The following is a 22,967-nucleotide window of genomic DNA, read 5'->3' on the forward strand; positions in this document are numbered from 1 at the left end:
TTAATGACTCTGTTCTCATGCCAACGGAGACCCGGATACTAACTATGAAACTGGCGATGATCGGCTTCGGACAGGCGGGTGGGAAAATCGTCGACAAGTTCCTCGAGTACGACGAACGCACCCACAGCGGGATCGTCCGGTCTGCAGTGGCGGTCAACACCGCCAAGGCGGACCTGATGGGGTTAGAGAAGATCCCCGAGGAGAATCGCGTACTGATCGGACAGTCCCGCGTGAAGGGACACGGCGTCGGCGCGGACAACGAACTCGGCGCCGAGATCGCCGAGGAGGACATCGACGAGGTTCAGGGTGCGATCGACAGCATCCCCGTCCACGAAGTCGACGCCTTCCTGATCGTCGCCGGGATGGGCGGCGGCACCGGCAGCGGCGGCGCGCCGGTCATCGCCAAGCATCTCAAGCGGATCTACACCGAGCCCGTCTACGGGCTGGGCGTCCTGCCCGGCAGCGACGAAGGTGGCATCTACACGCTCAACGCCGCCCGCTCGTTCCAGACGTTCGTCCGCGAGGTCGACAACCTGCTCGTGTTCGACAACGACTCGTGGCGCCAGTCCGGCGAGTCCGTCGAGAGCGGCTACGAGGAGATCAACGACGAGATCGTCAAGCGCTTCGGTATCCTCTTTGGCGCCGGCGAGGTCGGACAAGGCGACGAGGTCGCAGAAAGCGTCGTCGACTCCTCGGAGATCATCAACACGCTCTCTGGCGGCGGCGTCTCGACGGTCGGCTACGCCCGCGAGGAAGTCGAAAACAGCGGCGGCGACGGCGGCCTGCTCTCCCGGTTCACCGGCGGTGAGGACGATCAGGTCGACACCGCCCACACGACAAACCGGATCACCAGTCTCGTGCGTAAGGCCGCTCTCGGCCGACTGACGCTGCCCTGCGAGATCGACGGCGCCGAACGCGCGCTGTTGGTTCTCAGCGGCCCGCCCCAGCACCTCAACCGGAAGGGAATAGAGCGCGGCCGGAAGTGGCTCGAGGAGCAGACCGGCAGCATGGAGGTCCGCGGCGGCGACTACCCGGTTCCGGACTCGAACTACGTCGCCAGCGTCATCCTGCTGTCCGGCGTCACCAACGTCCCCCGCATCAAGGAGCTCCAGCAGGTCGCCATCGAGGCACAGGACAACATCGAAGAGATTCGCCAGGAAAGCGACGATAATTTAGAGACGTTAGTCGAAGATGACGACGATGAACTCGAACCACTATTCTAAGCTCGGAACGCTCCTCCTCGTTCTGGCGGTCGCGTTCGCCGCGGTCTCGCCAGCCGCGGCGGCGGCGTCCGTCGAGGCCGATGGGGTCCCCGAAGAGGCACAGGTCGGTGAAGAAGTAACTGTCACGTACACGCTATCGGATCTCTACGCCGGCCAGACGCCGTCCGAGTGGACGCTGCAGGGCGAGACGAACCTGACGAACGCCAGCTGGACGGTCACGGCCTACGGCGTCGACGGCGATCAGGTCGCCGATTCGGAGAACTACGGCGGTAGCTCCTTCGAGTACGCCGTCAGCTCCAATCAGGACATGGACGAACTCGAAGTGGTCGTCACCGGCACCGTCCCCGAGGTCTCCGAGTGGAGCTACGAGCCCGAGGAGCAGTTCCTCGTGACCGGCTTCACCGAACTCCGCGACGGCGGCGGCCAGACCGAGATCGACAGCTATCAGGCTCACCACTACACGGCTGACAGCCAAGAGGCTCGGCAGGCCATCGAGGACGCCGAGGCGGCTATCGAGGACGCAGAGAGCAACGGCGCCGACGTCTCCGACGCGCAGGGATCGCTCGACAACGCGATCGGCTTCTACGAGAACGGCGACTTCGACCGGGCCGTCCAGAACGCCAACGACGCGGCCGATCAGGCCCAAAGCTCCCAGTCCAGCGCCCAGACCCAGAGCATGCTGCTGTACGGCGCGGCCGGACTGGTCGGACTGCTCGTGCTGGGCGGCGGCGGCTACCTGCTCTACCAGCGCCAGCAGGACGACTACGACAAACTCGGCTAACTCCGGAACGCCCTTTTTCCCGCCTCTCGAACCGACGGCCATGCGCGCCGTCGTGCCGTTCGATGCCGACCGTCCGAAGACTCGCCTCGCCGACGTGCTCGACGAGCGCGAGCGCTCGACACTCGCTCGCGCGATGCTCGCGGACGTGCTGGCGGCGGTCCGTGCGGCCGGCGGCGAGCCGACGGTGCTCTCGACGGCGCCAGTCGATGTCGACGCGCCCGTCCGGGTCGACGATCGGGCGCTGACGCCGGCGGTCAACGACGCGCTCGCCGACGCCGGCCCCGACCGTCCTGTCGCCGTCGTGATGGCCGATCTCGGGCTTGCGACCGGCGACGCGTTGGCCGATCTGTTCGACGCCGACGGCGAGGTCGTGATCGCCCCCGGGCGCGGCGGCGGGACGAACGCGCTCGCCGTCGGCCACCCCGAGTTTCGCGTCGACTACCACGGGCTGTCCTATCGGGATCACCGCCGGATCGCCGAGGCGGCCGGCGCCAGCGTCTCGGTCGTCGACTCCCAGCGGCTCTCGACGGACATCGACGAGCCCGCCGATCTCGTCGAGTTGCTGTTGCACGCCGACGGCCGGGCGACCGCGTGGCTACGGGACGCCGGCTTCGAACTCGCCGTCGAGGACGGCCGGGCCGACGTAGTGCGTTCGCGCTGATCGACCGGTTGGCGGCGCCGCGGCGGTGTTGTGAGATGCCGATGGTGCCACGGCGTCACGACGCCGCTGCCCGTGCCGGAGGTCGAACCCTTATCAGGGAGCGCGTACTGGTTCCGATGATGATTCCAGGGGCCGACGAGTACGACATCGACGTGCAGATCGCGGATGCCGACGTGGCGTCACTGCTCGACGTTGGCCCCGATGACGTTGATCCGGCCGGCGAACTCTCCTTCGCTCGGAACGTGTTCGTCCCGCTGACGACCGCGTGCCGGTACACCTGCACCTACTGCACCTACTTCGATCCGCCGGGCGAGGCGACGCTGATGAGCACCGATGAAGTCCGTGAAACCCTCCGGATGGGCGCCGATGCGGGCTGTACGGAGGCGCTGTTTACCTTCGGCGACGACCCCGACGACCGCTACGAACGCATCCACGCTCAGTTGGACGAGTGGGGCCACGACTCGATCCACGAGCATCTCCGGGCGGTCTGCGAGATCGCGCTGGAGGAGGGCCTGCTTCCCCACAGCAACCCCGGCGACCAGACCCGCGAGCAGATGGCGACGGTCGCCGATGTCAACGCCAGCATGGGCGTGATGCTGGAGACGACCGCCGATGTCGACGCCCACGCCGGCCCACGTCGCAAGAATCCCGGCCAGCGGCTCAACACGATCAAAAACGCCGGCGAGCTGTCGGTGCCCTTTACGACCGGGATCCTCGTCGGTCTCGGCGAGGACTGGCGGGATCGCGCTGAGAGCCTGCTTGCGATCCAGCACATGCACGAGCGCTACGGTCACGTGCAGGAGGTAATCGTCCAGCCCGTCGTCGAGAACGAGCGCTGGAGCGGCGGGACGCCGGACCGCGACACGATGCGTCGGGTCGTCGCCATGGCGCGGGCGGCCCTGTCCGAGGAAATCTCCGTGCAGGTACCGCCGAACCTCGCGCCGGCCCGCGAACTGGTCGACTGCGGCATCGACGATCTCGGCGGCGTCTCGCCGATCACGGACGATTACATCAACCCCGACTACGAGTGGCCGGCGCTCCGCGAGTTAGAGGCCGTCGCCGACCACGGCGACGTGCCACTGCGCGAGCGCCTGCCGGTCTACGAGCGATTTCTCCCCGAAGAGCTACGAACCGACGATTTCACGGGCGAACCGGCGCCCGGCGACGACTGGCTCTCGCCGACGATCCGGGACGCCATCGCGGCGCAAAACGACGCCGGACGCCGGTATCGCGGCGTGCTCGACGGCGCGCCGGTGCCCGCGGACGACTGAGGATCGCGGGAGCGCCATTTTCGGCGTCCGGACGCCGATGCTGCGACGCCTCAATCGTCGCTCGCCGGCATCGGTTCGCCGTGCTGGATGTCGGTGCCGAGCACGTCGAGGAACTCGGAGATCCACTCGACGTGATCGGTGAACACCCGACCGGTCACCAAGTTACCGTCGACCGTGACGCCGTCGTGCCACTCGCCGCCGCCGGACTCGACCTCGGCTCTGACCGCCGGGTAGGAGGTCAGCGCTCGCCCTTCGATCACGCCCGCTGCGTTGAGTAGCTGGGGCGCGTGACAAAGCGCCGCGACCGGTTTGTCTTCCTCGAAGAAATGCTGCACGCAGTCGATCACGCCGTCGTAGGTCCGGAGATACTCCGGCGCCCGTCCGCCGGGGATGACGAGGCCGTCGTACGACTCGGCGTCGATGTCGTCGAACGTCGCCGACAGCTCGAACGTGTGGCCCGGCTTCTCGCTGTAGGTCTGTTCGCCTGTGAAGTCGTGGACCGCGGTGACGACGGTGTCGCCTGCGTCCTTGTCCGGGCAGACGGCATCGACATCGTGCCCGACCGTCTGTAGCGCCTGATACGGAACGATTACTTCCCAGTCCTCCACGTAGTCGCCGACGAGCATGAGCAGGTCGTGTGCCATGGGTGCGCTCAGGCTAGTCGTCCACGACCGCGACAAAATGCGTTCGCCCCTGCGGCGTCGCCTCCTCGTCGGCCGTGACGACGCCGCTAGTCGTCGGCCGCCGCGGAGCCGTCGGCGTCCTGCGACGTACGCTCGAACAGCGGCGTCCCGTCGGCACGCGGGCCGAGCGTCGGTCCGAACGGCGCGTCCTCGGGGTCGATCCGGCGGCGCTGTCGGTAGTCAGTCGATCGCTCGACCGGCACCCGCCCGATCGACTCGATCATCTCGACGTACTGGGCGAACGTCCGTACCTCGCCGTAGTCGCCGCCGGCGCGCTTGGTGATCTCCTCGGAGAGGATCGTCCCCATGAAGTCGTCGGCGCCGCAGTTGAGCAGCTTCAGCCCGTGTTCGTCGCCGTATTTCACCCACGAGGACTGGATATGCTCGATGTTGTCGAGGAACAGCCGGCCGACGGCGACCATCAGTTCGTCCTCGTCGCGCGACGCGCCGCCCTCGACGAGTCCCTGCTCGTACAGCGGCGTGTTCTGGTGGATAAACGATAGCGGAACGAACTCCGTGATCGCGCCCGTCCGGTCCTGTAGTTCGCGGATCCGCTGCAGGTGGAGCGCCCGGTGGGCCTCGTTCTCGACGTGGCCGTACATGATCGTCGCGGTCAGGTCCAGCCCGGCCGCCGCGGCGCCTTCCATCGCCGCCATCCACTCGTCGGTGTCGATCTTGCCCGGGCAGATCACGTCGCGGACCTCCTCGACGAGGATCTCGGCGGCCGTCCCCGGCGCGCTGTCGAGGCCGGCCTCGCGCAGGCGCCGGTACACCTCCTCGTAGCTCCAGTCGGTCCCGCGCTTCGCGTGGTCGGCCTCCTCCGGCGTCATCGAGTGGACGTGGACGCCGCCGACGCTCATCGCCTCGATCTGGTCGACGTACGTTCCCGGACTGGTTTCGTAGTCTTCGGGCGGCCGGTAGTTGATCTCGTTGGGGTTCTCGGCGGCGTCTAGAATCCCGCGGTGCTCGTCGTCGAGCGCGAACGCCGGGTGGAGGCCCGAGACCGAACAGACCTCGTAGATGCCCATGTCGAGGGCCTCCTCGACGATCTGCCGGGACTCGTCGGGCGTCTTCGTAAAGCCCGGATTCTCGCCGTCGTACTCGGTCTCGAAGCGCTGGGCGGCGTCCTTGAAGTTACAGAACTTGCAGCCGACGTTACACGCCGTCGTGACGTTGTTGTTGAGGTTGGCGACGAACGTCACCTCCTCGCCGACCACCTCGGCGCGGCGTCGATCCGCGGCCTCTAACACCCGCTCTTTGCGTCGTCGGTCGATCCCCTCCGCGTCCGTGCCGGTCGTCAGCAGCTCGATCGCGTCGTCGACCGTCAGGCGCTCGCCGTCGCGGGCCTTCGCCAGCGCGTTCTCGAACGACTGGTCGGTCTCGGGGACGTGTTCGAACTCGATCTCCCCGGCATCCGGTACCGATCCCTGCCCCTCGTCCATCACGTCACCACCCACGCGCCGCCCGTAAAAGTCTCCGGGGATACCGGCTAGGATCGGTTCTTTTTCGATTCGGCGTCGGCGCCGTGTGGGGTCCCTGCCACCTCCGACCGCCTCGCTCGAAACTTCGGCAGGTACATAGGCCGTCGATTCGGCAGTCCAACCATGACGAGCGTCAAGGAGTTCCGCGTCGAGGACGCCCCCTCGGCCGAGGAGCTCGGCCGCGGCGCGTTCCGCTTTACCGACGACTACTCTGTGTTCGACTGGGGGAAGATGCCCGACGAGATCCCCGAGAAGGGCCAGAGCCTCTGTGCGATGGGCGCGTTCAACTTCGAGCTACTGGAGGCAGACGGCGTCCCGACCCACTACCGCGGCGTGGTCCCGGAGGGCGAGGACGAACCGATCCCGCTCGACGAGGCCGACGACGCACCGCGCGAGATGGCCATCGACCTGACGCAGGTGCCCGACCTGCCCCACGACGGTCGAGACTACGACTACGACGCCTACCACGCCGAGGCGGGCGAGAACTACCTCGTCCCCCTCGAAATCGTGTTCCGGAATCGAGTGCCGGTGGGGTCGAGTCTGCGCAGCCGAACCGACCCCGCCGACCACGGCCTCGATCTCGATTCGTGGCCCGACGAACCGGTCGATCTGGACGAGCCGGTCGTCGAGTTCTCCACGAAGTACGAGGAGTCCGACCGCTATCTCACTCGGGAGGAAGCCGACCGTATCGCCGGCGTGGCGTCGATCGAGGACCTCGACGCCACGGCCCGCGAGGTGAACCGGATCGTCACCGAGCGCGCCGCCGAGGCCGATCTGACCCACGAGGACGGCAAGATCGAGTGTCTCTACTATCAGGGCGAGATCCGCGTCGCCGACGTGGTCGGGACGTTCGACGAGAACCGCTTTTCGTACGAGGGCCAGCAGCTCTCGAAGGAGGTCATCCGCCAGTACCACAAGCGCACCCAGCCCGACTGGGTCGACGCGGTCGGCGCCGCCAAAGAGCGCGCCAAAGACGAGAACGTCGCCGACTGGCGCCCGCTCTGTGAAGTCAAGCCCGAATCGCTCGACGACGACGTGATCGGGGTCGCTCGCGACATCTACGCCGCAGGGACGAACGCCTACACCGGCCGGGACTTTTTCGACGCGCCGGATCTCGACGCCGCCGTCGCCGCGGCGCGGGACCTCTGATCGGCCGCGCTGGGACCTCTCCGCTCGCGTGGCGAATTTTGCGCCGCCGGCCGAAATGCAATCCTTATAGTGTGCCAGCCCCCTCCGTGGGAACAAATGGTAGACCCGACTTCGGATCTCGGAGAGGACGTGGACGAAGACGACGCGCCCGAGTGTGCCGTCTGTGGCGACCCGATCGTCGAGAACCGGGACCACGTCGTCCGGTCGTGGATCGAGGACGACGAAGTCCAGCATCGACACTTCTGTAGCGACGAGTGCGAAGCCGAGTTCGACGCCGAACACTGACCGCCTGTTCTCTGCGCTACTCGGCCGTAGCGATCAGCAGGAACGTCTCCGGCCGGACCGCTTCGTGGTCGATCTCGAAGCCGGCTTCGCCGAGCGCTTCCGACGCCTCGCGCGCGCTGAAGCGCTCGTCAACCGGCGGGCCGTGCTCACCTGACCCGGTCGCCGCCCAGTCGACGATCACGAGGCGGCCGCCCCGGCCGAGCACCCGGTGGAGTTCCTCCAGCGCCGCCGGCGTTGCGAACTCGTGGTAGGTCATCGTCGAGAACGCGGCGTCGAGCGCGTCGTCCTCAAGCGGGAGGTCGCCCACGTCCGAAGTCACGAGATCGACGTTCTCGGGGACGCCTTTCTCACGGTAGTGGTCGTGCATCGCCTCTTGCACGTCGACGGCGTAGACCTGCCCCACTCGCGGGGCGACCTCGTCGGTGTAGAAGCCGGTGCCGCTGCCCAGATCCGCGACGGCGCCGTCGGCGTCGGGGGCGAGCGCCCAGACCAGTTCCTCGGCAGAGAGGAACTGGTATCGACTCGCCGCGTCTTCGAGTTTCTCGGCTCTGGACGCGTCGAACGTGTGATGTCCCATGTTAGAGGTTCCCGAATGCTTCGTCGACCAGTTCGCCCGTTTCGGCGATGATGTCTGCCATCTCGTCGTCGTCGGGCGCCATGCCGACGAGTCGCGCGATGCGCATGATCGAGACGTGATAGACGCGCTGCTGGCCGGGTTCTTCCTCCCAGATGACGACGTTACAGGGGAACAGACCGCCCATCTTCTTGTCGGTCGCGTCGAGCGCGCGGTCGGCAACGGCGGGGTTGCACGCGCCCAGCACGTAGTAGGGATCCCGGCCGGCGTCGACTTTCTCGTTGAGCATCTCCGAGGGCGAGAACTCCGTGGCGACGCCGAAACCGGCGTCGGTGAAGGCCTCGCGGACGTGTTCGATGGCTTCCTCGTGGTCCATCTCCAGCGTCGTCTGTTCGGCGCCGATGTCGTCGGGGTCGATCTGCGCAGGGTCGATAGGGAGCGTCATTCGTGCGGAATATTGTGCTCATTAAGAAAAACTCTTTCGACGCATCGCGTTCCTGCCGGCTGTGGGGCGTGCCAGCCCACTCCGCCTGCGGTGCTCGGTCACGTCGTCCAACTCCGGGCGCGATACCCGCCACGTCGTCCGGCCGGCTGTCGATGGTGACGCCGCGGCACGACAGGCGCATTGGGGGCGGTTCGGTCCGTTCGGCTTCGGTCGACGGTATTGTGTGGTGTATGAACAACAACTAAGTTCGAGCGTCACTAACGTCGGGACGATGGCCGAAGACATCGAGGAGATCCGGAAACGGAAGATGGAGGAACTCCGCAACCGAACCGAGGGCGGCGACGCCGAAGCAGCCCAACGGCAACTGACAGAGCCGATGTCGGTCGACGGGAAGGCCGAACTCAACGAGACCGTTACCAAACACGATGTCGTGCTGGCCGACTTCTACGCCGACTGGTGTGGCCCCTGCAAGATGATCGAACCGGTCGTGAAGGGCATCGCACGGGACACCGACGCCGTCGTGGCGAAGGTCGATGTCGACGCCAACCAGCAACTCGCCGGCGAGTACGGCGTCCGCGGCGTCCCGACGCTCGTGCTGTTTGCCGACGGCGAGCCGGTCGAACGCCTCTCGGGGATGCAAGACGACGCCCAACTCCGGAATCTGGTCCAGAGTTACACGTAGCGCGGCCGTCCCCGAGTCACCACAACACCCATCAGACGAGAGAGTAATCGTGTACGTAGATGGACGGCAAGAGCAATATTACTCGTCGTCGCGCCCTCCTCGCCGGCGGCGGCACGGTGGCGTTTGGCGGCGGCGTCGCGTATCTCGCGTCGCGCTCGGGATCGAGCGATTCGGAGTACGTCCCCGCCACGTTTCACGAGAGCGACGGGACCAGCGGCTTCGGCGTCGAACTCGCCGGACGACCGATCGCCGGCGAGCGCGACGCCACAGTTGATCTCTACTACTGGACGGACTACCTGTGTCCTTTCTGCAAGAAGTTCGAGACCGAGACGCTCCCGCAGATCGGTCGGAACTATCTCGACACCGGCGACGTGCGGCTGGTGATGCTGTCGTATCCGAACATCGGGCGGTACTCGATGCCGGCGTCGGTGTGGGGGCGGTGCGTCTGGGCGCAGGCAGCCGACACCGAGCCCGAGGCGTTCTGGCGCTGGCACGGCGCGGCCTTCGACGAACAGGCCGAATCCGGAACGGGCTGGGCCGACGAGGTGACGTTCGCCGGCGTCACCGAGCAGACCGACGGCGTCGATCTCGCCGCCGTCGAGGACTGTCGCGCGAACCGTGGCGAGTCGATCCGCGAGAGCATCTCCGTCGATCTCGAAACCGGCCGCTCCGCCGGGCTCCGCGGGACGCCGGGGTTCGTGATCTACAACCGGCAGTCCGACGCGGCCGGCAAGCTGGTCGGCGCACACCCCTACGAGAACTTCGCAGATGCCATCGATCAGGTGCTACAGTCGTGATCGGTGACCGGGCTGGGACCGTGCGCGACTGGGCCGGCGATCTGCGCGCCGCGCTCGCGTACCCGCTCACGTCGGACGGCCGATTGCTGCTGGCCGGCGTCGCCACGGCCGCGACGTACGCCGTGCTCGTGTTGAGCACGTTCCCGCAGTTCACCCTCCAGCTACTCGCGCGTGACCTGACCGACCTCGGCTACGCCGTCGCGGAACTCACCCGCGAACTGTACCTGAGCACCGGCTGGATCGGACTGGTGCTCGTCGCCGCCTACGCGGTGCTGACCGGCGTCGCGGCGACAAACGCGCTCGCGCTGGTTCGCCGCACCCGCCGACGCGGGGCGTCGACGCTCGTCGGCGTCCTGCCGGGCCTGCTGGCGGCCGGCTGTGCGAGCTGTGGCGCCGGCGTGCTCGGCGCGCTCGGCTTCGTCGGCGCGATGGCGGCGCTCCCGTTCGACGGGAACTTGCTCCGCGTCGGCGGCATCGCTCTGCTGCTCTTTTTCCTCGGGCGGGCGGGCGATCCGCGAACGTGCTCGATCGGGGAGGTGGCGACGTGACGGCGCCGCGGCGCGCCCGGCTGCTCCGAAGCGTCGGCGTGAGCGTCGGCGTCTTCGTGCTGTTCGGGACGGTGACCGGGCTCCTGCCGAACCCGATCTACGTTCGGATGGTCGACCGGACGCCGGCGGACTACCTGTTTCTCGTCGCCACGGCCGCGTTCGCCGGGGCGTTCGTCTACCAGCGCTCGCTGGCCGACGAGCCGTTCGGGGACCGACTCGCCGCGGGCGGCGTGGTCGGCGGCTTTCTCGCTTTCGGCTGTCCGATCTGTAACGCGGTGTTGCTCGCGCTGTTTAGCTCGTCGGCGCTCATGACGCACTTCGATCCGCTTCGACCGGCGCTGGGCGCGGTCAGCGTCGCGGTGTTTGCGGCGCTCCTGTACTACCAGCGGCGCCGCTGCGAGGCCTGCTGAGACTGGGGCCGCACCGTCGACGACCCAAAAACACATCAGGGATTCGTCCGAACTGACGGACGACGATGACTGGTTCCGACGTGGCTGCCGATGGCGGCGTGGACGCCGATACGGACGCCGACGCGAGTTCCGACTCCGAATCGGCGCCGCCGTGGGGTTTGCTCGGCGCCGGGGGTGCGCTAAGCCTCTGTTGTCTCTTCGCGGCGCCATCGGCCAGCGGGGTTGCCGGCGGCGCGGCGGCTGCCGGCGGCGCGGCGGCTGCTGCCGGTAGCAGCCTCACCCAGATTCTGGTGACGGTGCTGACCGTCGCCGCCATCGGCGCCGTCGTTCGCTTCCGGCTCTCCGCAGGCTCCGCCGAAGCCTGAGCCGGCCGCGGCCGTCGCCGTGGACCGCCCGCCGACTTTTCCGCCCGAGAGCCCACGGCCCCGTAGCAGTATTGTGCGGTCCGGGAAATACTTTTGGCGCTACCCGTCCAACGATAGCGTATGAGCGACACCTTCGTCGTCGTCGGCGGGGACGCCGCGGGGATGAGCGCCGCGAGCAAGGCTAAGCGCGAGGACCCGGACCGCGAGGTGATCGTCTTCGAGAAGGGCGAGTGGGTGTCCTACGCGGCCTGTGGCATGCCCTACTACGTCAAGGGGGATGTCGAGGAACTGGACGACTTGGTCGCCGTGACGCCCGAGGAGTTCCGCGAGGAGCGCGATGTCGGCCTGCGGACGGGCCACGAAGTCGTCGAAATCGACCCCGAGGCCGAACGCGTCACCGTCGAGGACGGGGACGAGACGTTCGAGCAGTCCTACGACGACCTCCTCGTGGGAACGGGCGCGAGCGCGATCGAACCGCCCTTCGACGGGTTGGACCTCGACGGCGTGTTCACCATCCACGACATGGACGAGGCCGACGCCATCGAGGACTACGTCACCGAACGCTCGCCAGACACCGCGGCGATCGTCGGCGGCGGTTACGTCGGCGTCGAGATGGCCGAGGCGCTATCGGCCCGTGGGGTCGACGTGAGCCTCTACGAGATGTTACCCCACGTCCTCCAGCCGTTCGGCGACGCCGTCGCCGAGGCTGTCGAAGACCACCTGCGCGGACAGGGTGTCGATCTGCATCTTAACACGGCCGTCTCCGGCTTCGACGGCGAGGGCGCGGTCGAACAGGTCGTCCTCGACGACGACACGCACGCTGCCGAGATTGCGGTGGTCGGCGTCGGAGTCGCCCCGAACACTGACCTTGCCGCCGACGCCGGCCTCGAACTGGGCGAGACCGGCGCCGTCGCAACCGACGATTACGGTCGCACCAACTACGAGAACGTCTACGCCGCCGGCGACTGCGCCGAGGCGCGCCACGTCGTGACCGGCGACCCCGACCACGTCCCGCTGGCGCTGACGGCCAACCGCGCCGGACGCGCGATCGGCCAGACCGTCACCGGCGATCCGACGCCGGTCGGCGACATCGCTGGCACCGCAATCGTCAAAGCGTTCGAGTTGGGCGCCGCCAGAACCGGAGTCGTCGACGAGGAGCGCGCCCGAGACGCCGGGTTCGATCCCGTCTCGGTCACCGTCTCGGCGCCGACGCGGGCCCACTACTACCCCGGCGGCGACGACCTCACCGTCACGCTACTGGCCGATCGGGCGTCGGGCGAGCTGCTGGGCGGTAGCGTCGTCGGCCGCGAAGGGGCAAAGCGGATCGACACGGTCGCCACGGCGCTCACCTCGGGGATGACGGTGAGCGAGCTTCGGGACGCCGACCTCGCGTACGCGCCGCCGTTCAGCCCCGTCTGGGATCCCGTGCTCACGGCGGCGAAAGTGCTCGGCGGGAAACTCGACCGGGAATGAGCGACGCCCCCGTCGCGTACGTCCGCGAGCGCCGCGAGGAACTGGTCGACCTCGCGCTCGACTTGCTGGCGATCGACACGACGAACCCCCCCGGAGAGACGCGCGAGGCCGTCGCCGCGATCGAGCGGTTTCTCGATCCCCTCGGCGTCGATGTCGAGCGGTTCGCGGTCGATCCGGCCAAGCCCAACCTCCTCGTGCGGGTCCCCGGCGCCGCCGACCGGACGCTGCTGTACGAGGGACATCTCGACACGGTCCCGTTCGACGCCGACGCGTGGGCCCGCGACCCGCTCGGCGAGCGCGCCGACGGCCGCGTCTACGGCCGCGGCGCGACCGACATGAAAGGCGCCGTGGCGTCGCTGCTGTTCGCGCTCCGGGCGTTCGCCGACGCGGACGCCGAGCCGCCGGTCGACCTGCTGTTCGCGCTGGTCAGCGACGAGGAGGTCGGCGGCGACGCCGGACTCCCCGCGCTGCTGGAGGCGGACCGCCTCGACGCCGACGCCTGCGTCATCGGCGAGCCGACCTCCCAGACCGGTCGCCACTCAGTGACGGTCGCCGACCGGGGGAGCATCTGGTTGACGCTCGAGGCCAGCGGCGACGCCGCCCACGGCTCTCGGCCGACGCTCGGCGTCAACGCGGTCGACCGACTGTACGATGCTGTCGAGACGATCCGCGAGCGCTTCGGCGCGCGAGCGCTCGATCTCGACCGCGCCGTCGAGCCGATCGTCGAGGAGTCGGTCGAGTACTACGCTCCTTCTATGGGTGCCGAGCGGGCCCGCGAACTCTTCGAGTACCCCTCGATCAACCTCGGCGTCTTCGAGGGCGGCGAGGCGATCAACAGCGTCCCCCAGTCCGCCCGCGCGAAGGTCGACGTTCGGCTGACCGCGGGCGTCAGTACGCCGGACGTGCTTTCGGACCTGCGGGCCTGCGCTGACGACTGCGAGGGCGTCACGATCGCCGACGTTTCGTGGAGCGTCGGCACCGCAGAATCGCCCGACAGCCCGCTCGTCGACGCCGTCGCGTCGACGGCCGAATCCGTCACCGGCGAGCGCGTCTACCGCCGCAGCGCGACGGGCGGCGGCGATGCCAAGAAACTCCGGAACGAGGGGATTCCGACCGTCGAGTTCGCCTTCGGCACCGACACGGTGCACGCGGTCGACGAGTACGTACCGGTCGACACGCTGGTCGACAACGCGGTCGTCTACGCGCAACTCCCTACTGCGTGGGCGTCCTCGATCGATCGGTAGCCATCAACGGAAGGGCGTCTGGACGCCGACTGGTGTCTCCTCTCTGTCCGGGCAAGATTTAGGTTGTTGTATTGCTTACTTGTGGCCATGGAGAACAATATTGGTGCGACGGATCGGCTCGCCCGGATCGCCGTCGGCGCAGTGCTTTCGGCCGTCGGACTGGCATCGCTGGGTAACGTGATCGGCTTTGGCACGACGATCGGCGCCGTGGCGACGCTTCTGGGCGTCGTTCTCGTGGCGACCGGGTTCGTTCGAATCTGCCTGCTGTACCGGCTGTTGGGCGTCGACACGTCCGACTCGCGGTAGCGATGGAGCGCTTTCAAAACACCGGCCAGCCCGACTGGGACTGGTGGGGAAAGCTCTGGCCGACGCCCGGCGCGACGCTTCGACGCCTCGGCGTCGAACCCGATCGATCGGTCGCAGAAGTCGGCTGTGGCAGCGGCTACTTCGCCCTGCCGGCCGCACGGATCGTCGACCCCGAACCGGTGTACGCGATCGACCTCGACGAGCACCTTCTCGACGACCTCGACCACGTCGCCGAGCAGCAACGCATCGACAACGTCGTTCCGATCCACGGCGACGCCCGCGAACTGACGGCCGTTCTCCCCGAGCGCGTCGACACCCTCGTGATTGCGAACACGTTCCACGGCGTCGACGATGAGGCGAGAATCGTCGAACAGGCGTTCGACGCGCTCGCGCCCGGGGGGCGCCTCGCGGTCGTCAACTGGCACGACCGCCCCCGAGAGAACACGACCGTTGCAGGCGAGCCTCGCGGCCCGCCGACCGACCTCCGGATGACGCCCGTGGAGACCGAAGACGCCGTGTGTTCGGCCGCCGCGTTCGAACTCGATCGGCGGGTCGATCTGCCGCCGTACCATTACGCGCTCCTGTTCGATCGTTAGCAGGACGGTACGCCCGCGTTCGCGGCCGTCGCCCGCCGCTCTACTGCATTTTCACAATCTTGGAACAAGGGTACAATACTAATAGGCTGTGGCCCCAACTCTCTCGTGTGAGCTACCCGTGACTGATATCGAACCCGACGACACCGTCGACGCCAGAGGCGCAGCCTGCCCGGGTCCGCTGATGGACCTTATCGGAAAGATGCGAAGCGCCGACTCCGGCGCCGTGATCCGGCTGCTCAGCGACGCCGAGCAGTCGCACACCGACGTGCCCGAGTGGGCCGACGAGGCCGGAAACGAGGTGCTCGCCGTCGAAGAGCTCGACGACCACACCGCGTTCTACGTGGAGAAAGCATGACGGAACACATCGTCATCGTCGGCGGCGGGACCGGCGGGAGCGTGCTCGCCAACGACCTCGCAGACCGGCTCGACGCCGAAATCGAAGCCGGCGACGTTCGCGTCACGCTGGTCAACGACGGTCCCGAGCAGGTCTACAAGCCCGTCTGGCTGTACGTCCCCTTCGGCCAGCGCGAGCCCGAGGACGGGCGGCGTCGCCTCGACGAACTCGTCGACGACGCCGTCGACCTTCGGATCGACCGCGTGACCGACATCGACACCGAAAACAAGCGGCTCCGGTTCCGCGGCGGGTCGCCCTCCGTCAGCTACGACTACCTCGTGCTCGCCACCGGATCGACGCTCGAACCCGATCAGATCCCCGGCCTCGCGGAGGGCGGGCACGACTACTACAGTGAGTCCGGTGCGGAAGATCTCCGCGAGGAGCTGCTGGAATTCACCGAGGGAGAACTCGTGTTGAGCGTCATCGGAACGCCCCACATGTGCCCGGCGGCTCCCTTGGAGTTCGTGTTCATGGCCGACGACTGGTTCCGCGAGCGCGGGCTCCGCGAGGACGTCGAGATCACCTACACCTACCCGATCCAGCGCGTCCACGGTAACCCCCACATCGCCGAGTGGGCGAAGCCGATCATGGACGAGCGCGACATCAACGTCGAGACGTTCTTCAACGCCGAGGAGATCGACCCGGACGCGAAGACGATCACCTCGATGGAGGGAACCGACCTCGACTACGACCTGCTCGTGACGATCCCGCCCCACGCCGGTATCGACCTGATCGAGGAGGCCGGACTCGGCGACGACGGCTGGGCCGACGTCGACAAGCACACGCTCGAAGCCGAGGCCGCCGAGGACGTGTACGCGCTCGGCGACACCGCCGATACGGGCGTCCCCAACGCCGGCAGCGTCGCCCACTATCAGGCCGGCGTCGTCGGCCAGCGCCTCGCCAGCGAGATCCGCGGCCGTCCCGCGACGGCGACCTACGACGGCAAGACGCTGTGCTTCATCGAGACGGGGATGGACGCGGCATCCTTCGTCGAGTTCGACTACGAGAACCCGCCGTCGCCCGCGCCGCCGTCCCAGAAGCTCCACTGGTCGAAGCTGGCGTACAACGAGTCCTACTGGCTCACCGCGCGAGGGCTGCTCTGACCATGTCGGAAGAACAGCTGTCCGACCGATCCGACCTCGAAGCGGCGATCGAGCAAAACCCCGAGGCGGTCGCCGAGTTCGTCGAGCGCCTCGACGCCGTCAACGAGCTGCTCGACGTGCTCTCGCTGGGCGAGAGCGCCCTCGACGACGAGATGGTCCGCGAACTCGCGTCTACGGGCTCGACGCTCGCGGAATCGGCCGATGGGATCGCCACTGACGAGACGGTCGCGCTGGCCGAAACGGTCGGCCAAAACGGCGACGAACTGCGCGAGGCGCTCGACACGCTGGTTACGCTCCAGCGCAGCGGGACGCTGGACGAACTGGCCGAGATCGCGGAGGTCGGCTCGCTTGCGACCGCGGCGCTCGACGACGAGATGGTTCGGTCGCTGGCCGGCACCGGCGCCGCCGTCGGCGAGGTCGCCCAGACGGCCGCCGAGGACGACACCCGCGACGGCATCGAGACGCTGCTCGACGGCGTCGGCGAGGCCGAACGCGGCGAGCCAGAGCGGGTCGGACCCGTCGGCCTGCTCCGAGGGATCCGTGACCCGGACGTGCAGTACGGGCTCGGCTATCTGCTGGCGCTCGCGGGTGCGATCGGCCGGCAGCGCTCCGAGGCTGATTCGGCCTGATCGGCCCGCCGGCAGTTCGGTAGCGGTCACCTCACTCAGCCGCCACACAGTGGTTGCCGTTCTGTGTCACAGCTTCGCCGCTCGATATTTGCTGCCGCAGTGATTTTCGGCGTCGACCGGCGTAACAGCAGTCTCGACGGCGTCGATGGTTATATGTCTAAAGAGAACCATCTGTAATAATATGGCACGCACGCGCCGCGGCGTCCTCGGCCGTCTCGGCGCGGCGGCCGGCACCACGCTTCTCTCGTCGCTGGCCGGCTGCAGTGGCTCCCGTCCGCGAGACAGTTCTCGGACGACCGTCCGCGTCGGGTCGAAGCCGTTCCCCGAGCAGGAGATTTTGGGGACCCTCGCCTACGAGCGCCTGCAGGGACTCGACGACGTACAGGTCGTCAACGAGATCGGTTACGGCGACTCGCTGGCGAACTGGCGAGCGACGACCGAGGGGGTCAAACATCTCTACTGGGAGTACACGGGGACCGCGTGGGTCGAACTCCCGCCGCGGCACGACGAACGGATCACCGATCCCCAGCGTCTCTACGAGCGCGCCGCCGAGGACGCCAGCGCGAGCGGTCTCGACATGGCCTCCCCGGCGTCGTTTTCCAACGAGTACGTGCTCGTCGCTGACCGAGAGTGGAGCGAGCGCACCGGCGTCGCGACGATCAGCGACCTCATCGCCCACGCCGAGGCAGGCAACACCGACTTCGGCGTCGCCGTCAATCAGGCGTTTTTCCACCGACAGGACGGCTGGCGAGGCGTCACGGCGTACTACGGACTCGACGCCGACGTGCGGACGGCGATCGAAGCGGGGCCGTTCGTCGTCACGTCGGTGGCGCTGCCCTACGTGTTGCTGTCCGAGGGACAGATGCAAGTGGCGAGCGGGTTCGCCACCGATCCCCAACTCGACCGGCTCGATGCCGTCGTACTCGACGACGACCGGGAGTATTTCCTTCCCTACCAGCCCGTCCCGACCGCCCACGCGCCGACGGTCGAGGCCCAGCCGCGCATTCTCGGCGCGCTCGAACCGATCGTCGCGTCGCTGGACGAGGCAACGATCCGCCGGCTCACCGGGCGCGTCCTGTTCGAGGGCGCATCGCCGACGGAAGTCGCACGATCGCATCTCGACGCCGTGGGGGAGTTGCCGTGACGCGGCGTTTTGATGTCGTGAGGGGGTTGCCGTGACGCGGCGTCTCGGCGCCGCGACGCACGCCGGTTGTCCCTCCGTCTCCGGGGGTGCGTTCGACCGTGCGTGAGCGACTGCTCGCGCTGCCGGGCGTCGGGCGAATCGCTGCGGCGATCCGGGCATCCTACCGCCGGAAGCTGGCGGTCGCACTGTTCGTCGTCTTGCTGATCTGTGGCGTCGCCGTCGCGGGACTGTACGTCCAAGTCGGTGGGCTGCTCGACGAGAACGTCGAACAGTCGATGACGGCCAGCGCGAGCGCGGAGGCCGGCGAGCTGACCGAGTGGAGCAATCAGCACCGGCTGGTCGCCCGGGCGCTGTCCGAACACCCGGTCTACGAAGGCGGCAACGACACGGCGATCCGAGCGCACCTGCGGTCCAAGCGGGCCGACTGGACCGACGCCGCGATCACCGACGCGTACCTGATCGACCGGCGGAACCGGTCGGTCGGCCCGAGCACTGCCCGTTCCCTCGACGGGACGCCGGTCTCCGAGCTGCCGTGGGAACAGACGTTCGCGTTCCAGCGATTCGACGACGTGCGGACGACCCAGCCCTATCGGACCGCCGACGGCGAGACGGTCGTCGGCTTCGTCACGCCGATCCGACTGCTGCCAGAGCACCTGCTGGTCGTCGCCGTCGACACGACGAGCGTGTTCGGCCGGTTCGAACACCCCGTCGACGGCGGGTTCACGCGCGTCGTCAACTCCAACGGGACGGTCGTGTTCGCCGACGACCGATCGGCAACGCTCGAACAGTACCTGCCGGGAATGCTCCGAGCGCAGGCCGTCAGCAGTGGCTTGCACGGCGAGTCCGGCTTCGTCGAGCGCCCGCGATACGGCCAGTCGTCGGGCGAGGGCGAGTACGTCGCCGCCTACGCCCCCGTCGCGGGCACCGACTGGGTCGTCGTCGAACACGCCCCGCGCAGCGAGGCCTACGCGATCAACAGGCAGGCCCGTGCGTGGATCGGCGCGCTCGGCTTTCTCGCGCTTCTCGGGTGTGGCGGCGTCGTGCTCGTGCTCGGCGCCGACGTGACTCGCGCGCTGTCGCGGCTCTCCCGGCGTGCCGATCGTATCCAGAACGGCGAGTACGACGTGGAGTTCGACACCGACCGCCCCGACGAGTTCGGCGATCTCAACCGAACGCTGGCGACGACGCGAGACACGCTCCGCCAGCGCATCGACGAGGTCCGCGAGACCAGAGACGCGCTCGAAGCCTCGAACGCCGCCCTGGAAAAACGCTCGGCGATGGTGAGCGTGCTCAACCGAATCCTCCGGCACAACGTCCGCAACGACGTCAACGTCATCGCCGGTCGGGCCGAACTGGCCGCCAAGCACGCCGACGACGATGACAGCCGTCGGGAGTTCGAGATCATCCGACAGACGGCGCGAGATCTGGGTGCAGTTTCCGATCGCACCCAGCGCATCAAGCAACTGCTCTCGGCCGAGGCGACCGATAGCGTTCCCATCGAACTTCCCGACCGCCTCGACGGGCCGCTCCGCGAGGTACAGGAGACCTACCCCGAGTCGACGGTCTCCATCGAGAGCGCCGACGGCGTCACGCCCATCGTCGACGCGGTCGAACCGCTTCCCCTCGCTATCGCCGACGTGATCGAGCAGATCATCTCCCACAACGACGGGGGCGTAGATATTGCTATATCTGTCCAATCCTGCACGGACAACGCGGACGCCGGCTTTGTCGTGGTGTCCATCGACGACGATGGCAATGGCCTCCCCGAAGTGGACGTTCAGGCCGTTAGCACCGGCACGGAGACACCACTCGACCACGCCGAGGGGCTGGCACTGTGGTGTCTCGAATGGACTGTCAACGAGTCCGGCGGCGACCTCTGTGTCGACGCCGCGGACGCGACCGTCGAGATACGGCTGCCGGCGTACGACGCCGAACCGGCGGCGGCGGAGGACTGAAATGCTCGTTTCACACGCTTTCTGGGGCTCACTGCCGTGGATGAATATTGTACAGTAATCCCAAGATTATTAGCTAACCGGAGCGTATTCGCCGATAATGACACCGAGACTCCGCGACGCACGGGACGTGCGAACGCTTCGGGATCTGGCCGCCTGCTCTGGGGACTGACCATGAACCCGACCGAACTTCGCGCCGACACGCCGGCGCTCCGCGACGGCGTCTATCTGAACTTCGGCGCACACGGACCCAGCCCGCGGTACGTCGTCGACGCCGCCGACGAGTTCGTCCGCTCGCACGAGTTCGATGCGCCGGTCCGAGACGACCCCTACGACGCCGCCTTCGACGCGTTCGACCGAACCCGCGAGCGCGTCGCCGACTTCGTCGGCGCCGAGGCCGACGAGATCGCCCTGACCGAGAGCACAACCGCGGGCATCAACGCCGTCGCCAACGCGATCGACTGGGCGTCCGGCGACGCGGTCGTCCGAACCGACCTCGAACATCCCGCCGGAACGCTCCCGTGGCAACGGCTCGAACGGGAGGGCGTCGAGGTTCGCGTCGTCGAGACCGAGGACGGACGCGTCGATCCCGACGACTTCGCCGAGGCGGTCGAGGGCGCGACGCTTGCGTGTTTCAGCGCTGTGACGTGGACCCACGGCACGCAGCTCCCGGTCTCCGAACTCGTCGACATCGCCCACGACGCCGGCGCGCTCGCGCTGGTCGACGCCGTGCAGGTGCCCGGCCAGATGCCGATGGACGTCGGCGCGTGGGGCGCCGACGCGGTCGCGGCGGCGGGCCACAAGTGGCTGCTCGGACTCTGGGGCGGCGGCTTCCTCTACGTCGACCGCGACGTGGCTGAGACGCTTGCCCCGCGAACGGTCGGCTACCGGAGCGTCGAGACGCCGACGGCCGACCCCTACGAGTTCGCGCCGGGCGCTCGCCGGTTCGAGGTCGGGTCGGCCAACCCCGCCCCCCACGTCGCGCTCGGCGAGGCGATCGACGCGATCGACGAGGTCGGCGTCGACCGGATCACAGAGCGCATTCAGGAGTTGGCCGGCCGGCTCGCCGACGGCGTCCCCGAGGAGCGCCTGCGAAGCCCGGCGACGCCGGAGTCGGGACTCGTGACGATCGACGTCGACGATCCGGGCGCGACCGTCGATCGACTCGCAAAAGAGGGCATCGTCGTTCGGGCGCTGCCCCATCCGAACGCGATCCGCGCGTCGGTTCACGCGGTCAACACCGCCGACGACGTCGATCGGCTGCTCGACGCGCTGGCCCCCGAGTGGGACTGATCAGGGCCAGAGCCCGCGGATCTCGTGGGCCTCCGCGATCCGCGAGAGCGCGACCACGTACGCCGCCTCGCGCCAGGTAACGTCCCGAGCTTCGTACTCGTCTCGGACCGCGCGCCACGCCGCGCGCATCTCCGTCTCCAGTTCGTCGTTGACCCGTTCGAGCGACCACGAGCGCCGGTTGATATCCTGTAGCCACTCGAAGTAGCTCACGGTGACGCCGCCGGCGTTGGCGAGAATGTCGGGAACGACGTGGACGCCTCGGTCGGCCAGAATCGCGTCGGCGGCCGAGGTCGTCGGACCGTTCGCCCCCTCGACGACGATGTCCGCCGCGACGGCGTCGGCGTTCGCCTCGGTGATGACGTTGCCAAGTGCCGCAGGGATCAGTACGTCCACGTCGAGCGTGAGCAGTTCCTCGTTGTCGATCACCGTCTCGGCGTACTCGGTGACGGCTTCGGGCTCCTCGTCGTGGGACGGCACCGCCGCGGTGTCGATGCCGCGCGGGTCGTACATCGCGCCGTTCACGTCGCTCACCGCGACGACGGTGGCGCCCCACTCGTCGAGCAGGCGGGCGGCGTTCGCGCCGACGCTGCCGTACCCCTGTACCGCGACCGTCGTGTCGTCGAGCGGGCGGTCGTAGTGCTCACAGACCAGTTCGGTGACGATCGCCACGCTCCGGCCCGGCGCTTCCTGTCGTCCCTCGCTCCCGCCGACGACCGGTGGCTTCCCCGTCACGACGCCGGGGACCGTCTCGCCCTGTTGCATCGAGTAGGCGTCCATCAGCCACGCCATCGTCTGGGGATCGGTCCCCATGTCGGGCGCCGGGATGTCGACGGTCGGGCCGATGGCGTCGCGGATCTCCTCTGCGAACCGGCGGGTGAGTCGCTCTTTCTCGTCGTCGCTGAGCGACTTCGGATCGACGGCGACGCCGCCTTTCGCGCCGCCGAAGGGCAGGTCCATCACCGCGCACTTCCACGTCATCCACATCCCGAGGCCGACGCACTCGTCGCGGGTCACCTCGGGATGGTATCGCAGGCCGCCTTTGAACGGCCCGCGGACGCTGTCGTGTTGGGCGCGGTAGCCGGTAAAGACCTCGACCGAGCCGTCGTCGCGCTCGATCGGCACCGTGACCTCGTAGACTGTCGCCGGATGTTCGAGCCGCTCGACGACGTTCGGGTCGACATCGAGATGAGTGGCCGCGCGTTCGAGTTGCTTCCGTGCCGTCTCGACCGCAGACTCCGGCTCGGACGACGCCGACGATGCCGCCGGCTCCTCGTGGGCGGCGCCAACGTTGGGAGTCACGCTACTCCAGTGGCACCTGTCGATTGCGCATCTCGCCGCCACATTCCGGACACTGGTCCGGGTTGGCCGCCGAGTGAACGATCGTGCCGCACTGGAAGCATTCGTACGGGCTCTCCTCGTTAGGGTCGACTTTGACGTCTTTCATGGGTAGTCACGAGCGCCGACCTCGCCGTGGCGCT

27 protein-coding genes are annotated in these 22,967 nt (G+C 68.0%); 21 read left to right on the plus strand and 6 right to left on the minus strand.

What is annotated here, in order from left to right; genetic code table 11:
• Nucleotides 1–44: 44 nt before the first annotated feature.
• From CRO01_RS15245 to cofG, 4 genes are all read left to right on the plus strand, one after another.
• Nucleotides 45–1,223 carry a tubulin/FtsZ family protein gene (locus tag CRO01_RS15245; protein WP_097010031.1) on the plus strand — a complete coding sequence of 393 codons (1,179 nt, stop codon included), beginning with the start codon at nt 45–47 and terminating at the stop codon, nt 1,221–1,223.
• Complete coding sequence (locus CRO01_RS15250; RefSeq protein WP_097010032.1) at nt 1,201–2,004, plus strand: hypothetical protein; 804 nt, start codon at nt 1,201–1,203, stop codon at nt 2,002–2,004. The genes CRO01_RS15245 and CRO01_RS15250 overlap by 23 nt, the downstream gene beginning before the upstream one ends.
• Before the next feature lie 40 nt (nt 2,005–2,044).
• The gene (gene cofC / locus CRO01_RS15255; protein WP_097010033.1) at nt 2,045–2,665 is read left to right on the plus strand and encodes a 2-phospho-L-lactate guanylyltransferase; all 621 of its coding nucleotides are present in this window, start codon (nt 2,045–2,047) and stop codon (nt 2,663–2,665) included.
• Nucleotides 2,666–2,784: 119 nt separating this feature from the next.
• Entirely contained in the window at nt 2,785–3,936 is a 1,152-nt protein-coding gene (gene cofG, locus CRO01_RS15260; protein WP_097010034.1) for a 7,8-didemethyl-8-hydroxy-5-deazariboflavin synthase subunit CofG, read from the plus strand.
• Between the two features lie 50 nt (nt 3,937–3,986).
• On the opposite strand, the gene CRO01_RS15265 is transcribed toward cofG, so the two are convergent.
• Nucleotides 3,987–4,580, minus strand: coding sequence for a DJ-1/PfpI family protein (locus tag CRO01_RS15265; RefSeq protein ID WP_097010035.1), 594 nt, complete (start codon nt 4,578–4,580; stop codon nt 3,987–3,989).
• Between the two features lie 86 nt (nt 4,581–4,666).
• A complete protein-coding gene (cofH, locus tag CRO01_RS15270) occupies nt 4,667–6,061 on the minus strand; it encodes a 7,8-didemethyl-8-hydroxy-5-deazariboflavin synthase subunit CofH (RefSeq protein WP_097010036.1) in 1,395 nt (464 codons plus the stop codon).
• Nucleotides 6,062–6,223: 162 nt separating this feature from the next.
• On the opposite strand from cofH, the gene CRO01_RS15275 reads away from it, so the two are divergent.
• A complete protein-coding gene (locus tag CRO01_RS15275; protein ID WP_097010037.1) occupies nt 6,224–7,249 on the plus strand; it encodes a phosphoribosylaminoimidazolesuccinocarboxamide synthase in 1,026 nt (341 codons plus the stop codon).
• A gap of 96 nt (nt 7,250–7,345) precedes the next feature.
• On the plus strand, nt 7,346–7,534 hold the full coding sequence (locus CRO01_RS15280) for a DUF7576 family protein (RefSeq protein ID WP_097010038.1): 189 nt from the start codon (nt 7,346–7,348) through the stop codon (nt 7,532–7,534).
• Nucleotides 7,535–7,550: 16 nt separating this feature from the next.
• Here the strand turns inward: CRO01_RS15280 and CRO01_RS15285 are convergent, their stop codons facing one another.
• Together CRO01_RS15285 and CRO01_RS15290 are read right to left on the minus strand one after the other, a co-directional pair.
• On the minus strand, nt 7,551–8,111 hold the full coding sequence (locus CRO01_RS15285; RefSeq protein ID WP_097010039.1) for a class I SAM-dependent methyltransferase: 561 nt from the start codon (nt 8,109–8,111) through the stop codon (nt 7,551–7,553).
• A gap of 1 nt (nt 8,112) precedes the next feature.
• Nucleotides 8,113–8,553 (minus strand): DUF302 domain-containing protein, encoded by a 441-nt coding sequence (locus tag CRO01_RS15290; RefSeq protein ID WP_097010040.1) that lies wholly within the window; start codon nt 8,551–8,553, stop codon nt 8,113–8,115.
• 271 nt (nt 8,554–8,824) lie between these two features.
• Between CRO01_RS15290 and trxA the strand changes: the two genes are divergently transcribed.
• The 15 genes from trxA (at nt 8,825) to CRO01_RS15365 (ending at nt 21,489) form a co-directional block, all read left to right on the plus strand.
• Nucleotides 8,825–9,235, plus strand: coding sequence for a thioredoxin (gene trxA / locus CRO01_RS15295; RefSeq protein ID WP_097010041.1), 411 nt, complete (start codon nt 8,825–8,827; stop codon nt 9,233–9,235).
• A 59-nt stretch (nt 9,236–9,294) separates the two neighbouring features.
• Nucleotides 9,295–10,032, plus strand: coding sequence for a DsbA family protein (locus tag CRO01_RS15300; RefSeq protein WP_097010042.1), 738 nt, complete (start codon nt 9,295–9,297; stop codon nt 10,030–10,032).
• A 20-nt stretch (nt 10,033–10,052) separates the two neighbouring features.
• Entirely contained in the window at nt 10,053–10,580 is a 528-nt protein-coding gene (locus tag CRO01_RS15305) for a hypothetical protein (protein ID WP_097010077.1), read from the plus strand.
• Nucleotides 10,553–10,990 carry a hypothetical protein gene (locus CRO01_RS15310; RefSeq protein WP_097010043.1) on the plus strand — a complete coding sequence of 146 codons (438 nt, stop codon included), beginning with the start codon at nt 10,553–10,555 and terminating at the stop codon, nt 10,988–10,990. Before CRO01_RS15305 ends, CRO01_RS15310 begins: the two co-directional genes overlap by 28 nt.
• A gap of 65 nt (nt 10,991–11,055) precedes the next feature.
• Nucleotides 11,056–11,355 carry a hypothetical protein gene (locus tag CRO01_RS15315; protein ID WP_218839218.1) on the plus strand — a complete coding sequence of 100 codons (300 nt, stop codon included), beginning with the start codon at nt 11,056–11,058 and terminating at the stop codon, nt 11,353–11,355.
• Between the two features lie 120 nt (nt 11,356–11,475).
• Nucleotides 11,476–12,828, plus strand: coding sequence for an FAD-dependent oxidoreductase (locus tag CRO01_RS15320; RefSeq protein ID WP_097010044.1), 1,353 nt, complete (start codon nt 11,476–11,478; stop codon nt 12,826–12,828).
• Nucleotides 12,825–14,072 (plus strand): M20 family metallopeptidase, encoded by a 1,248-nt coding sequence (locus CRO01_RS15325; protein ID WP_097010045.1) that lies wholly within the window; start codon nt 12,825–12,827, stop codon nt 14,070–14,072. The genes CRO01_RS15320 and CRO01_RS15325 overlap by 4 nt, the downstream gene beginning before the upstream one ends.
• A gap of 87 nt (nt 14,073–14,159) precedes the next feature.
• On the plus strand, nt 14,160–14,378 hold the full coding sequence (locus CRO01_RS15330; RefSeq protein ID WP_097010046.1) for a YgaP family membrane protein: 219 nt from the start codon (nt 14,160–14,162) through the stop codon (nt 14,376–14,378).
• 2 nt (nt 14,379–14,380) lie between these two features.
• Nucleotides 14,381–14,974, plus strand: coding sequence for a class I SAM-dependent methyltransferase (locus CRO01_RS15335; RefSeq protein ID WP_097010047.1), 594 nt, complete (start codon nt 14,381–14,383; stop codon nt 14,972–14,974).
• Between the two features lie 118 nt (nt 14,975–15,092).
• On the plus strand, nt 15,093–15,329 hold the full coding sequence (locus CRO01_RS15340; RefSeq protein ID WP_097010048.1) for a sulfurtransferase TusA family protein: 237 nt from the start codon (nt 15,093–15,095) through the stop codon (nt 15,327–15,329).
• Nucleotides 15,326–16,471, plus strand: a complete 1,146-nt coding sequence (locus CRO01_RS15345; RefSeq protein WP_097010049.1) for an NAD(P)/FAD-dependent oxidoreductase — start codon at nt 15,326–15,328, stop codon at nt 16,469–16,471. The genes CRO01_RS15340 and CRO01_RS15345 overlap by 4 nt, the downstream gene beginning before the upstream one ends.
• Nucleotides 16,472–16,473: 2 nt before the next feature.
• A complete protein-coding gene (locus CRO01_RS15350; RefSeq protein WP_097010050.1) occupies nt 16,474–17,100 on the plus strand; it encodes a DUF1641 domain-containing protein in 627 nt (208 codons plus the stop codon).
• 181 nt (nt 17,101–17,281) lie between these two features.
• On the plus strand, nt 17,282–18,244 hold the full coding sequence (locus CRO01_RS15355) for a glycine betaine ABC transporter substrate-binding protein (RefSeq protein ID WP_179747509.1): 963 nt from the start codon (nt 17,282–17,284) through the stop codon (nt 18,242–18,244).
• Nucleotides 18,245–18,342: 98 nt separating this feature from the next.
• Complete coding sequence (locus CRO01_RS15360; RefSeq protein ID WP_097010052.1) at nt 18,343–20,199, plus strand: HAMP domain-containing protein; 1,857 nt, start codon at nt 18,343–18,345, stop codon at nt 20,197–20,199.
• A 171-nt stretch (nt 20,200–20,370) separates the two neighbouring features.
• On the plus strand, nt 20,371–21,489 hold the full coding sequence (locus CRO01_RS15365) for an aminotransferase class V-fold PLP-dependent enzyme (protein ID WP_097010053.1): 1,119 nt from the start codon (nt 20,371–20,373) through the stop codon (nt 21,487–21,489).
• Here CRO01_RS15365 and gdhB read toward each other — a convergent pair whose 3' ends face one another.
• Nucleotides 21,490–22,788 (minus strand): glutamate dehydrogenase GdhB, encoded by a 1,299-nt coding sequence (gdhB, locus tag CRO01_RS15370; protein WP_097010054.1) that lies wholly within the window; start codon nt 22,786–22,788, stop codon nt 21,490–21,492. It lies immediately after the preceding gene.
• A gap of 1 nt (nt 22,789) precedes the next feature.
• Nucleotides 22,790–22,933, minus strand: coding sequence for a rubrerythrin-like domain-containing protein (locus CRO01_RS16390; RefSeq protein ID WP_143824973.1), 144 nt, complete (start codon nt 22,931–22,933; stop codon nt 22,790–22,792).
• Nucleotides 22,934–22,967 lie beyond the last annotated feature (34 nt).

Source organism: Natronoarchaeum philippinense (genome assembly GCF_900215575.1).
Lineage (GTDB): Archaea > Halobacteriota > Halobacteria > Halobacteriales > Natronoarchaeaceae > Natronoarchaeum > Natronoarchaeum philippinense.